General features: G+C 61.2%; 15 protein-coding genes. 8 read left to right on the forward strand and 7 right to left on the reverse strand.

Going from position 1 to position 12,528, the window contains the following annotated elements; genetic code table 11:
- The 4 genes from NKI19_RS01460 (at position 1) to msuE (ending at position 3,674) form a co-directional block, all read left to right on the forward strand.
- A complete protein-coding gene (locus NKI19_RS01460) occupies positions 1-999 on the forward strand; it encodes an ABC transporter ATP-binding protein (RefSeq protein WP_352565071.1) in 999 nt (332 codons plus the stop codon).
- The gene (locus tag NKI19_RS01465) at positions 977-1,924 is read left to right on the forward strand and encodes an ABC transporter ATP-binding protein (protein WP_352565072.1); all 948 of its coding nucleotides are present in this window, start codon (positions 977-979) and stop codon (positions 1,922-1,924) included. Before NKI19_RS01460 ends, NKI19_RS01465 begins: the two co-directional genes overlap by 23 nt.
- A gap of 19 nt (positions 1,925-1,943) precedes the next feature.
- Positions 1,944-2,999 (forward strand): aldo/keto reductase, encoded by a 1,056-nt coding sequence (locus tag NKI19_RS01470; RefSeq protein WP_352565074.1) that lies wholly within the window; start codon positions 1,944-1,946, stop codon positions 2,997-2,999.
- 84 nt (positions 3,000-3,083) lie between these two features.
- Complete coding sequence (gene msuE, locus NKI19_RS01475; RefSeq protein WP_352565076.1) at positions 3,084-3,674, forward strand: FMN reductase; 591 nt, start codon at positions 3,084-3,086, stop codon at positions 3,672-3,674.
- A 165-nt stretch (positions 3,675-3,839) separates the two neighbouring features.
- On the opposite strand, the gene NKI19_RS01480 is transcribed toward msuE, so the two are convergent.
- Positions 3,840-4,130, reverse strand: coding sequence for a DNA-binding protein (locus NKI19_RS01480; protein WP_352565078.1), 291 nt, complete (start codon positions 4,128-4,130; stop codon positions 3,840-3,842).
- A gap of 232 nt (positions 4,131-4,362) precedes the next feature.
- Positions 4,363-5,019, reverse strand: a complete 657-nt coding sequence (locus NKI19_RS01485; protein ID WP_352565079.1) for a TetR/AcrR family transcriptional regulator — start codon at positions 5,017-5,019, stop codon at positions 4,363-4,365.
- Positions 5,020-5,104: 85 nt separating this feature from the next.
- Between NKI19_RS01485 and NKI19_RS01490 the strand changes: the two genes are divergently transcribed.
- Positions 5,105-5,470, forward strand: a complete 366-nt coding sequence (locus NKI19_RS01490; RefSeq protein WP_352565081.1) for a VOC family protein — start codon at positions 5,105-5,107, stop codon at positions 5,468-5,470.
- A gap of 14 nt (positions 5,471-5,484) precedes the next feature.
- Complete coding sequence (locus tag NKI19_RS32805; RefSeq protein ID WP_502899222.1) at positions 5,485-5,976, forward strand: GFA family protein; 492 nt, start codon at positions 5,485-5,487, stop codon at positions 5,974-5,976.
- Positions 5,977-6,048: 72 nt separating this feature from the next.
- Here the strand turns inward: NKI19_RS32805 and NKI19_RS01495 are convergent, their stop codons facing one another.
- Genes NKI19_RS01495 through NKI19_RS01510 form a run of 4 tightly spaced genes read right to left on the reverse strand, consistent with a single transcriptional unit; the run spans position 6,049 to position 9,246 of the window.
- On the reverse strand, positions 6,049-6,786 hold the full coding sequence (locus NKI19_RS01495; RefSeq protein ID WP_352565082.1) for an SGNH/GDSL hydrolase family protein: 738 nt from the start codon (positions 6,784-6,786) through the stop codon (positions 6,049-6,051).
- A gap of 36 nt (positions 6,787-6,822) precedes the next feature.
- On the reverse strand, positions 6,823-7,752 hold the full coding sequence (locus tag NKI19_RS01500) for a sigma-70 family RNA polymerase sigma factor (protein ID WP_352565084.1): 930 nt from the start codon (positions 7,750-7,752) through the stop codon (positions 6,823-6,825).
- A gap of 25 nt (positions 7,753-7,777) precedes the next feature.
- The gene (locus tag NKI19_RS01505; RefSeq protein ID WP_352565086.1) at positions 7,778-8,299 is read right to left on the reverse strand and encodes a dihydrofolate reductase family protein; all 522 of its coding nucleotides are present in this window, start codon (positions 8,297-8,299) and stop codon (positions 7,778-7,780) included.
- A gap of 14 nt (positions 8,300-8,313) precedes the next feature.
- The gene (locus NKI19_RS01510; protein ID WP_352565088.1) at positions 8,314-9,246 is read right to left on the reverse strand and encodes an alpha/beta hydrolase; all 933 of its coding nucleotides are present in this window, start codon (positions 9,244-9,246) and stop codon (positions 8,314-8,316) included.
- A 294-nt stretch (positions 9,247-9,540) separates the two neighbouring features.
- On the opposite strand from NKI19_RS01510, the gene NKI19_RS01515 reads away from it, so the two are divergent.
- Together NKI19_RS01515 and NKI19_RS01520 are read left to right on the forward strand one after the other, a co-directional pair.
- Positions 9,541-10,164 carry an NAD(P)H-dependent oxidoreductase gene (locus NKI19_RS01515; protein WP_352565089.1) on the forward strand — a complete coding sequence of 208 codons (624 nt, stop codon included), beginning with the start codon at positions 9,541-9,543 and terminating at the stop codon, positions 10,162-10,164.
- A gap of 310 nt (positions 10,165-10,474) precedes the next feature.
- Positions 10,475-11,107 (forward strand): glutathione S-transferase family protein, encoded by a 633-nt coding sequence (locus tag NKI19_RS01520; protein WP_352565091.1) that lies wholly within the window; start codon positions 10,475-10,477, stop codon positions 11,105-11,107.
- A 617-nt stretch (positions 11,108-11,724) separates the two neighbouring features.
- Here NKI19_RS01520 and NKI19_RS01525 read toward each other — a convergent pair.
- Positions 11,725-12,519 carry a pyrroline-5-carboxylate reductase family protein gene (locus NKI19_RS01525; protein WP_352565093.1) on the reverse strand — a complete coding sequence of 265 codons (795 nt, stop codon included), beginning with the start codon at positions 12,517-12,519 and terminating at the stop codon, positions 11,725-11,727.
- Between the last annotated feature and the right edge of the window lie 9 nt (positions 12,520-12,528).

The raw sequence follows: 12,528 nt of genomic DNA on the forward strand, positions 1-12,528 counted from the left end.
ATGGCCGCTGCCTTGCTCAAGGTTGACAATCTGACGGTTCGTTTTCCGACCACCGAGCCGGTCAGCCGGTTGAGCTTCGAGGTCGACGAAGGCGAGACGCTGGCGATCGTCGGTGAATCGGGCTCCGGCAAGTCGCTGACAGCACTTGCCCTGATGCAGCTTCTGCCGCGCTCGGCGAAAATCCCCAATGGCAGGATCGAATTCGCCGGCAGGGATCTGCTCGGCCTCGACCAGAAGGCGATGCGCAATTTGCGCGGGCGCGAGATCGCCATGATCTTCCAGGAGCCGATGACCTCGCTCAATCCCGTGCTGACCATTGGCCGGCAGATCACTGAGGTGCTGACGCTGCACGAAGGTATACGCGGCAAGGCTGCGCGGAACCGTGCCATCGAGCTTCTCAATCTGGTGCGCATTCCCGATCCGCAGCGGCGCATCGACGACTATTCGCATCAGCTTTCCGGCGGCATGCGCCAGCGCGTCATGATTGCCATCGCCGTTGCCTGCCGGCCGCGCCTGCTCATCGCCGACGAACCGACGACGGCTCTCGACGTGACCATCCAGGCGCAGGTGCTCGACCTGCTGGACACGCTGCGCCGCGAACTGTCGATGGCTGTCGTGCTCATCACCCATGATCTCGGCGTCGTCGCGCAATGGGCCGACAAGGTCGTCGTCATGTATGCCGGGCGCAAGGTCGAACAGGCGCTGCCCGGCGCACTGTTCAGAACACCGCTTCATCCCTACACGCGCGGCCTGCTGGCTGCCTCGCCGCGGTTGAAAACCAATCTCCACTATCGCGACGCCAGGCTGACGGAGATCCCCGGCAGCATCGTCTCGGCCGCCGGCGAGAAGGGCTGCCCCTTCCGGCCGCGCTGCGCGGTGGCACGCGACAGCTGTGCCCATTTCGTGCCTGATCTCGTTGAAGTCAGCGAAGATCGACTCGTCGCCTGCCCTTACAGCTTCATTCGGGAGGTTGCGCATGGCGCTGCTCTCGGTCTTTGACCTCTCCACGCATTTCCAATCCCAAGGCGGTGCACTGCGCGCCGTCGACGGCGTTTCCCTTGAGGTCGGGCGCGGCGAGACGGTTGGCCTCGTCGGCGAGAGCGGCTGCGGAAAATCGACGCTCGGCAAGACCATCATGCGGCTGGTCGATCCGACTAGTGGCAAGATCGAATTCAACGGCACCGACATCACCGTTCTCGACGCGCGCCGGCTGAAGGCGGCGCGGCGCAACATCCAGATGATTTTCCAGGATCCGTTCGCGTCGCTCAACCCGCGCCACATGATCGGCGACATCTTGACGGCGCCGCTGAAAGTCCATGGCATCGGCAACAAGGCCGAGCGGCGCAAGATTGTCGAGGACATCATCGAGCGTGTCGGTTTGCCAAGGGATTCGCTTGGCCGCTACCCGCATGAATTTTCCGGTGGTCAGCGCCAGCGCATCGGCATTGCCCGGGCGCTGATCCTCAATCCGGAACTGGTCGTCTGCGACGAGCCGGTGTCGGCGCTCGACCTTTCGATCCAGGCGCAGATCCTCAATCTGCTGGTCGACATGAAACGGCAGCTCGGCCTGTCCTATCTCTTCATCTCGCACGATCTGTCGGTGGTCCGCTATTTCGCCGACCGGGTGCTGGTCATGTATCTCGGCCGCATCGTCGAAAGCGCCGACAACGCGACGCTGTGGACCTCGCCCAAGCATCCCTACACGCGCGCGCTGATGGACGCCGTGCCCGACCCGGCGCGCCGGCGTCAGGCGGCGCCGATCCATGGCGATCTGCCAAGCCCGCAGAACATCCCGAGTGGTTGCCGCTTTCACACGCGCTGCCCGCTGGCGACTGATCTCTGCCGTTCGCAGGAGCCGGCATTCCGGGCGATCGGGTCGGGACACCAGGTCGCCTGCCACTACGCCGAACCAATCCTCAACTGAAGTTCAACGGAGCAGAACAATGTCCGACTACCGCTATCTTGGCCGCAGCGCGCTGAAGGTTTCGCCGCTCAGCCTCGGCACGATGATGTTCGGCGGGCCGACCGAAGAAAATGTCGCGCACCGCATCATCGACAAGGCGCGTGAGCAAGGCATCAATTTCATCGACACCGCCGACGTCTACCACAACGGCAAGTCCGAGGAAGTCGTCGGCCGCGGCATCAAGGCGACGCGCGATCATTGGGTTGTGGCGACCAAATTCGTCAACTCGCATGACAAAGGTCCCAATCTCGGCGGCCATTCACGCAAATGGGTGATCCAGACGGTCGAGAACAGCCTGCGGCGCCTCGGAACGGATTACATCGACCTCTTCTACTTCCACCGTGCCGTCTTCGATGCGCCGCTTGAGGAGCCGGTGCGGGCAATCGCCGACCTGATCCGCCAGGGCAAATTGCGCTATTTCGGCGTCTCGAACTTCCGTGGCTGGCGCATCGCCGAAGTCGCGCATCTGGCCGATGAACTTGGCATCGACCGGCCGGTGGCCAGCCAGCCGCTCTACAACATCGTCAACCGCACCGCGGAGGCCGAGCAGCTGCCGGCAGCTGCCTACTATGGTCTTGGCGTCGTCTCCTACAGCCCGCTGGCGCGCGGCGTGCTGACCGGCAAATACGAGCCGAACCAGGCGCCTGCCGCCGACACGCGGGCTGGGCGTGGAGACAAGCGCATCGCCGAGACCGAGTGGCGTCCGGAATCGATCGAGATCGCCAGGCAGATCGCGGCGCACGCAAAGTCGCGCGGCGTCGCGGCGGCCGATTTCGCGCTGGCCTGGGTGCTCAACAACCGGTTGATCACAGCGGCGATCGCCGGTCCGCGTACCGAGGAACAGTGGGACAGCTACGCCAAGGCACTGGACTTCAAGCTGAGCGCCGAGGATGAGGCCTTTGTCGACCGTCTCGTAGCCGCCGGCCATGCCTCGACGCATGGGTTCAATGATCCGAGCCATCCGGTCGAAGGCCGTGTGCCGCGTTCGGAGACGGCAGCACCCATCCCGCTGACGCGGCCTCTGCGCGCCGCATGACGGTCAGCCGAGGAACGGCGGGGCTTCGCTGCGGTTGGCCCCGCCCGACGACTTCCCAATCGTTTCGGACAGATGAGAGAGCCCATGAATTTCCATGTCGAACGGCTGCGCCAGAACATCGTCGTGCTTTCGGGCAACACTCACAGGCCGTCGAAGTCGCGGACGCTGGCGCATCATCTCGGCGAGGCGCTGCGCGAAAAATTGTCCGTCACGCTAAATTTCCTCGATCTTGTCGATGCCGGCCGTGGTCTGGGTGCTGCGTTTACGCGAAAGGAATTGACGCCGGAGGCGCTGAATGTGGTAAACGCGGTCGAACAGGCCGACGCGCTGATCGTCACGACGCCGGTCTACAACGGCTCCTATGCTGGCCTGTTCAAGCATCTGTTCGACCTCATCGACCCACTGGCGCTCGTCGACCGGCCGGTCCTGATCGGCGCGACGGGTGGTGGCCAGCGCCACGCGCTGGTGGTCGAACATCAGCTTCGCCCGCTGTTTGGCTTTTACTCCGCCCTGACGGTGCCGAGCGCCGTCTATGGCAGTGACAGCGACTTTGCCGACGGCAAGCTCGTAGATTCGCTGGTTCTGGCGCGGGCCGGGCAGGCCGTGGATCAATTCGTTGCCCTACTTTCAGCGCGCCAGCCGAAGAGCCAACCGGTCCGGGCGGCTTCGGGCTGACGGTGGAAATTGGATCGAGGCGTGAGCAGTCGTGATCCACAATGGTCGTAGGGTGTCGAGCGGGATGTTTATGCATCGAACCACTGTGGCCATATTCATCTTATTTATCAATCGCTTGTAACGTCTTCCGGAAAGGTGGTGCCGTTAACTGGCGCATGTATCGAGTCACCAACCACGGATTCCGAACGCATATTTCTCTAACCAACGGCTCTCGGGCCGAATGAACCGCCTCGGTGCCGTCTTTTCCTGCGGCAGGTCGCGTGTGGGTTTGCAGACGACGAGGATCGATTTTTCCCAGCGATCCAACTCGCCGCTCGGATAGAGGATTGCTTTGCCGATCTTGAGGAAGGATGGCCCGATCCGCAAGCAACGCCAGTTTCGAAAAGTCCCTTCGCTTACCTGTCCGCGATAGCGAGCGATGACTTCTTCAGGAGTGAGGAAGTTCGGGTCAGGCATGGGCGTTACAGATAGCAGAGTTGTGCAACAGATTGTTGCACCCGCGACCCCGTCGATAGAGACCTGGGGAGAAATGCCGGCGGCGTCACCGCAACACGCGCGCTTCAGAGTACGTCCGCTCAGGGCCAGCCGCCGCAACAAGCCGCGACCCGCTGGACCGAAAACGACCGTCAAGCACCCCCGAGCGGTGCGCACGGTTGCGCCCGGCATTCGCCCGCCGGCGTGGCGTGCCTCACTTGCCGTATGACGCAAGGAACACCCGCACGCCGGCTGCGGCGTGCCGTCGAAGCTTCGCCGGTTTCGGAATCGATTCGTCACCCAACAGCATGGCCCTGTTCAATGGCTCGCCCATAATCAACCAATTGAACTGGGAAGCGGCGACGGCCGGATCATCGATCGCAAGCAGGCCGCGATCAGCCAAACGCTCGAACAACACTGCCATCGCCGTCATTGCGCGCCTGGGTCCGCCATCGAAGAGCGCCTTTGCCAGTTCCGGGAAGCGGCCGACCTCACCGATTACCAAACGGCGTAGCTGCATGACGCGCGGCGTGAGCACGGTGGCAAGCTGTCGGTACGCATAGCGCCGAAGATATTCGGCAACATCTTCGCCCTCGGCGAGGTCCGGCATTTCAGTGTGGACCCTATCGCTGGCTCGATTGGTCACGCTGCTTACGATCTCTACGAACAGCGTCTCCTTGCTCGGAAAGTTCTTGTAGACGGTCTGTTTCGACACCGCCGCAAGCGCCGCGATCTCGTCCATATTGGTGGCCAGATAGCCCTTTTGCAGAAACATCTCTGTAGCCGCATTGAGGATGGCCCGCCGCTTTTTCGCCGACCGTCCGTGCGGTTCTAGTTCTTGTGAAGCACCTGCTGAACGCGTCGTGGTCATGCTCCTGGCGTGTCTGCTGCCGATTGACTCATAGTACTGGACCGTCTAGTTTGATTTGGCCCGAGATGCAATGGGGAGATCGACGATGCACGTCCAGTTCGCGGAGCTTCCAGTGTTCGACCAGGAACGCGCCAAGGCGTTCTACATCGATCACCTGAACTGCCGCGTCGTCGCCGATCAGCCAATGGGCAATGATAGGTGGCGATGGATCGAACTCGGATTTCCAGGGGCCGAAACCACCCTCCACTTCCTAAGGCGCAAGGACGAAACACCATCTGAGGGGCCCGTCCTCGTGCTGGTTGACAACGAAATCGAAGTCACCGTTCAGAGACTCAAATCGCGAGGCGCCGAGATCATAGCAGAACCGCGCCCCGCGCCATGGCAACCGGCGCGCACGATCGCGGAGTTTCGGGACAGCGAGGGCAATCGCATGATGATCACGAGCAGATGACGCGCTTACCTATCATGACCGCAACATGCTCTTGCGGTGGCGTCGAACTCAAAGCGTTCGGCAGGCCAATCGTGAGCAGTGTCTGCTACTGCGACGACTGCCAGAAGGGAGCTGACCAGATCGAAGCTTTGCCAGGTGCTGGCGCCGTGCGCGATCCCGATGGCGGCACCGCATACATCCTCTATCGAAAGGACCGCATCGAGTGCTCCAAGGGGGCCGAATTGCTGAGGGGTTATAAGCTTAAGGAAACTTCAGCCACGAACAGGGTCATCGCCATGTGCTGCAATTCAGCGATGTTCATGAATTTCGATAGAGGTCCGCATTGGGTCTCGGCATACAGAGCGCGGTTTCATGGAGAACTCCCGCCACCGCAGCTGCGGATTTGCACGAAGTTCAAGTCGGACAGCGATGTCATTCCTGACGACGTGCCGAGCCACCGGGGTTATCCTCCAGGGTTCGTCGTTAAACTTCTGGCATCGCGCGTGGCGATGTTGCTAGGTCGATAAACCGGCCGCCAGCCTGCGCGATAAGACATTCAGATAGGTGCGCAAATCGGATACAGCCTTGCCGCTCAGGGTTCAGGCCTGAACGAATTTCTGTAGGCGATCCGCCACAATCAGCCCTGCCCGGCTGTTCAAGTGCACGCCGTCGGTGTGAAATAGCCAGCCATTTACGCGGGCGACATCATCCGGACGCTGCCGCAGCACCAGTACGCGAAAAGCATCGCGATAGAATGGAAGAAAGGTTGAACGCCGTGTAGGCCCGGCCAGGCGAGGCGCGAACCGCCTCGGTGAGCGCCTCATGGAGCGGGACATAGCCGCAGCGTTCCTTGTGCGCGATGGCCGCCAGATCGCAGAATATTCCTTGATCCGCCGGTTGAGCTCGCTCTGGACCGGGTCGTCCGAATCCGGCGCTTCTCCTATCGGAGGGAGCGAGCAAAGGCCGATGTCCGCCGCCGTCCCGCGCTTCAGCCTGCGTGCTGTCTCGGCCAGATTCTCGTGGAGCCAATCAGGCGACGGCGTGCGAGAAAGGCGCTTCCATAACGTAAAGAACCGCCGCACTTTGCGGGACACGAGCGCGAGAACGTCGTTCCCGCCGACCCAGACGATGACCTTGCCGGGGCGACAGGCGAGCACGTCCGGCAGCCGCTGCAGCGCGTTATAGGCCAGGTCGCCGCCGACGCCGAAATTCCGGAACTCAAATTGCCCGTAGCCCGGCCGCCGGCGGAGCTCTGCGATCCAATCGAATGCCTGGCCCTTGCCCGCCGTGCTGCTCGATCCGAGGCAGGCCACTATTTTCCGTTGAGGACTCATCATAATAACTCCGCCGAGCCAGAGTGAGGAATCGTCGCCTCATGCTCCTCGCAAGACAACTGGCCCAGGCGTGAGCGTCAAGTCGGACTCCGAGGCGTTTCCAACGACCCACGGGCAGGCATAATAGTCTTCGATGCGGTCGATGAGGCGGCCGGCGACATGGACACGAACCGGCCACCCGACCTGCCACTGGTCGCCTCGCTGGAAGAGCACGAACAGGACAGGTTCTCCGTCGATCGCCCCCGACGTCATGGTCCACGTCTGTGGATTTTGCTCGTATTCGACGAAATAGGGAGAGCTTCTGAGCAGGCCATCGAAGCAGTCGGCGACCCGCAACCGGGCATCGGCACTTGTGAGGCTCCGCACGCCATCCCAGTCATGGCGGTTGAAGAGGTCGACATAGCGCTGCAAGAGCCGCGCGGTGTCGGGATCAAGCGGACGGCTCGGTTCACCGGCAGGTTCAGCGGGCAAGCCGGCGAGCTTCACCCGTCCACGGGAGAGCGCGGATTTGACGCCGCCGACCGTCGAGCCCACGAGTTCTGCGGTCTCTTCCAGCGAGTAGTCGAACACATCCTTCAAGAGCACGCAGGCGCGCTCCTTGGGCGGCAGGTGACCGACCAGCCGTTCGACGGCGCGATGGGCATCAGTGGTCGCTGGCTCTGCAGCGATGACGCCGATGTCGTCCGAATAGGCGCTTTCCGCTCGCTCGCGCGCAAGGCGCCGCCTCACAAAGTCAATGCAGCGATTGTGAGCGATGCGAAACAACCAGGGTTTCAGCCTGCTGACATCGTCGAGGGTCTCGATCTTCGTGTAGGCCTCGAACAGCGTCTCCTGCATGAGATCCTCGCCGTCGAGCCGCGAGCCGGTCATGCGGGTGCAATAGCGATGCAGTTGCGCGCGGACGCCCGACACTGTCTCGAGGAAGGCTCGATACTGCGCGTCGAATAGGCCGATCGGTCGCCCAGGCATGTCCTTCACCTGCCACATATTAGCGTCATTGAGGAACATAGGTGAGAACCATGACCCCATTCTCGAAGCGATGCGTATCGACAAGCTTCAGGCGGACGAGATCGTTGTCAACGTCTTCAAATGCGCGCTTGCCCTCGCCGACCACCTTGGGGATCACCCAAATCTGATACTCATCGACAAGGCCCGCGGCGAGGAGGGTCCGATCGAGGTTGGTGATGCCGTATTTCACGATGTTGCCGCCCGGCTGTTGCTTGATCCTTGCAAGCTCGGCAGCAACGTCGCCCCTTATCAACGAGGCGTTCCACGCCGTCTTCTTGAGCGTTCGGGAGGCGACGAGCTTCTTCATGCCGTTGAGGCGATCTGCGTATTTGTCACCTCTCGTCTCCGGACGCGAGGCGAACATCTCGTAAGCAACACGACCGAGCAGTAGGAACTCGACATCGACCAAAGCTTCGTACGAATATTCCTTCGCCTCTTCATCGAAATACGACCCCGCGATCGTCATCGGGTTCTCGATCACGCCGTCGAGCGAGACGAAGCTCCCCACTTTCAATTTGCGAGTCATGCAACCTCCTGACCTTCAGCGCGTGTTGCCGCGGTTGCGGCCAGACCGAGCTTGGGGCGAACCCATTGTGCCAACCGCGCTATCGCGTCGTCGGCTTCGGGAGCGCGGCCGGCCATCATCTGGAAGGAGTGCAGCATCCCCGGAAATACGTCCAGGCGCACCTCGACGCCGGCGGCTTTTGCGCGGTCGGCAAGCGCCCGGCTGTCGTCGAGCAGGGTTTCGTCTCCACCCACTTGCAGATAGATCGGCGGCAGGCCCTTCAGATCGGCAAAGATCGGGCTGGCGAGTGGATTCCTGGGATCGGTCCCTGCAAGGACTTGCGATGCCAGCATATCCACGGCCGCCTTCTGGAAGAAGGCGTCCTTCTCGCGATTGGCTTCATAAGAGAGCCCGCTCGCCGAAAAATCGAGCCAGCCAGAGATGCTGAGGATAGCTGCGGGCAGCGGACGTCCCGCATCGCGGAGTTTCATCGCGGCCGCAACGATCAGGCCAGCGCCAGCGGAATCGCCTGCAGCTATGGTGTGCTTCGGCGCGATACCTTGCTCGGCGAGCCACTCGAACGCGGTCACGGCCTGCTCGATTTGGCGCGGAAACTTGCTCTGGAAAACGAAGTCGTAGGTGGCGAGCAGAGCGTAACAGCCGATCGCCTTGGCGAGGTGTCCGACCATCTTGCGATGGGTCCAGATCGATCCGCCGACATAGCCACCGCCGTGCAGGTAAAGCATGACCCGATCCTTGGCCGCCGCTTTTGGCTGAACCCAAAGCGCGGTCTTGTCGCCGAGTTTGGTCTCGATGTAATCGACGCCGCCCGGTTCTGCCGTCAAGACAGACCACTCGGAGACTTCCGGCGGCAATTCCCGACCGTTGCGCCAGGCCTCGGCGAGCTTTTCGTAGTGTATCTTGTTCGCTGAACTCTGCTTGCTGTTCATTGTCACGCTCCAATTCGTTGTGGAGGGCGACGTTCAGGATGACCGCGCCCAACAACAGCTAAGACGGACGAACTGAGCGAAAGGATACGTCGCCGGCAGATGCGCGGATCTGCACCGATCCGATCCTGGCGGCAACTGCAGCGCAACCTTTGACCCTTGCCGTCATTGGCCATAAATGAACATTTATCTGTCGTTCTCTCGTGCGGTATCGACAATGTCGGCACGGCAACCAAGGCGAGGTAGCTCGGGTTGCCCGTCCCTCAATTCCTGCGCCTCTCAGCCGAGGAGTAAACGGTGCGCATCTTCTCCATCATAGCCCACCCGCGTGCCAACAGCTTTTGCCACGCAATTTCCGCACGCGTTCGCAACGCGCTGATCGGCGACGGCCACGCAATCGAACATCACGATCTCTATATGGAAGGCTTCGATCCGTGCCTAACCGCGGAAGAGGCCTACACGCTCGGCGACACGCTGGAAAAAGCGCTTTCACGCGCCGAGGATCGCGTTTTGCTCCAGCACCGGACGCAAGTCGCGAATGCGGATGGTCTACTGATCGTCCACCCGAACTGGTGGGGGAAGCCACCTGCGATTCTGGCGGGCTGGCTCGATCGCGTTCTGGTTCCTGGTGTTGCCTATCGCCTGAAAACCGCGGATGGGTTGCCCGAAGGCCTCCTATCGATCAAGAAAGCCATTATCTTCAATACTTCCGATACCGATGCGACGCGAGAGGTGAATGACCTCGGTGATCCGCTCGGACTGATCTGGGGACGATGCGTCCTCCCATATTGCGGGGTTCTGGAACATGAACGACATGTGTTCAGGCCAGTTGTCGGCAGTTCCGAGCAGCAACGGGAGAACTGGCTCGAGGAGGCCACTGCCAAATGCCGGACCACGTTCGGGCAAGTTGAATGTAACTAAATCCGATCCGTCCGCAATTCTGTCATAACCGTGCTCGCCCGAATTTCGGCTCCCGTCCGCCTCGGGCCTATCCAAGCACGCGGCGCAGATCCTGATGCCGGCGACGTATCCTTTCGCTGGATTGGTCCGTCTTAGCTGTTGATGGGCGGTCATCCCAAGGTCGTCCTCCCAAACGTATTGGAACAGGACACACCATGAAATGCTTGTGGAGGCTTGGCGTAGCGGTCGAGCCGCAAAGTTCGGGGGTCAGTATCGTGAAACGCGCCGGTCGTTCGTCCTTGGGATGGAAACAAAGATATCGAGAGAAACGATGACCGCCACCATTACCGCCTTTGAACGGTTGCCCGATGGCGGCAAGGGACTGGCGCGTGACATGCGCGTTCGCTGGGCGCTGGAGGAAGCGGGCCAACCTTACGAGGTTCGCCTCGTTTCGTTCAAGGCGATGAAGGAGCCGGTGCATCTGACGCTTCATCCTTTCGGGCAAATTCCGACCTACGAAGAAGGCAATCTCGGGTTGTTCGAGACCGGGTCGATCGTGTTCCATATCGCGGAACGCCATTCGGGCCTGTTGCCGGACGATGCCAATGCCCGGGCGCGCGCCATCACCTGGATGTTCGCCGCGCTCAATACGTTGGAGCCGCCGATCCTTGAACTTGTAACCGCCAAGTCCCTTGAAGGCGGCAAGTCCTGGGCCGCGCAACGCCTGGCTCTCGTCCAGGATCGCATCCGCAATCGGCTTGTCCAACTGTCCCGACGTCTTGACAAGGCCAACTGGCTCGATGGTGCGTTCAGTGCGGGCGACCTGATGATGGTCTCGGTGCTGCTCAGGTTAAGAGCGTCGGGTATCCTGGACGAATATCCGAACCTCTCCGCCTATGTGACCCGTGGCGAAGCGCGGCCCGCCTACAAGCGGGCCCTCGACGCTCAACTGGCGACCGGCTGATTGAGGATAGCTTAGCCGCGATCGGAAGCCTCCACGTTGGGGTGCGGTGCTCCACCTCGGCTATGGCCAATAGCTGTCGTTCGGCGCCAGCGTGAGAAATGGCAGCTTTGTGGTGTCTGTCCACCAAAGCTGTCAGTCAGCTGTCGGCCCCAAAGGCGACATCAGAACATCTCCTTGGCAAAGACCGCGTCTGGCGCCTTGGCGACGTTCGTTGGCACCACAAGGTAGCAGGCTTGACCCTGAAATCATTGAAGATTTTTTGGACAGGACGCTACCAAAGGTTCATGTTTTTGTTGTGATTTCAATAGCTTATAGGTAGGCTGGTAGCGGGAGAGCGCTACCGCCTTTCCCCCCACTCGGAGAGCATGCGATATTTTCTACAGTGTCGGGCGTGATGGGCGTGTCTCGGTGCTGCACAGACCGGCAGGGAATGGGAGAGTCTGGCCCGAAAAGCTATCACGACGCGAACGGCAGCTTTGCGCCTCATTTCGGTCGTTCTTTCGCCCTTCGCGAGTTCCCGAAACCAGTCCCTCCGCCTAGTCGAAGTCAATGTCCGCCATTGCGTAAAAAGCCGCCCGCCAATGGCTAGCAGCTAAACGGCCGTTTCGCGCCACATGTCAGGTGGCCTGTCCCATCGTCACGGATTTCTGAAACGCTGCGGCAAGCCCGTCTGCCACGGCCGCTTCAAACCCGGCTGCGCGCATGGCCTCGATTGCCGCTGCGGTGGTGCCGCGGTAGTCGAGGAAGGTCTGGACGATGTCTTTGGGGTTGTCTGCGCGAGCCTCGATGAGTTTTCCCGCTCCAATCAGCACCGCGCTGACGCTCCTTCGGGCAATGTCCGGGCTTATTCCTCGACCGACGGCATCGTCCATCATCGCCGCCGCCAAAAGCGCCGGAAACGCCGGGCCGGATCCGGTAAGGCCGGTCATGTAGTCGATATCTGCTTCGGTTTTGACTTCGTCGGCAGCGCCACAGGCTTCCAGGATCCGGCGAATAACATTGCGGTCATCCACGGTGACGCCTTGGGAGCCTATCCAGGGCGCGTAGGAATTGCGCACCTCTGCGGCTGCATTAGGAAGCGTGCGGACGACGCGGTCGGTCTTGAGACGTCGAGCCAATTGGTCGAGAGGAATCCCGGCCATGACCGACATCACGAGTTTGCCGGGCGCAGAAATCTCGATGGCAGGCCAATCCTGGGGTCGGACCGAGACGATGATGACATCAGATCGATCCACCAGTTCCTGATTGTCCCTGGTCCAGATAGCGTTTGGCAGAAAGCCGGGTTGCCCGCTTCTGTAAGAGAGCGCGAGGTGCTCTGCGGCAACTATTTGCGCATCGACAATGGCCTCGGCGAAGGCGCGTCCAAGCCAGCCCCCTCCACCAATTATCCCGATGCTCATGGGTTTGCTCATTGTCGCAAC

It is taken from the genome of Mesorhizobium sp. M0751, assembly GCF_040320265.1.
In the GTDB taxonomy this organism is placed as follows: domain Bacteria; phylum Pseudomonadota; class Alphaproteobacteria; order Rhizobiales; family Rhizobiaceae; genus Mesorhizobium.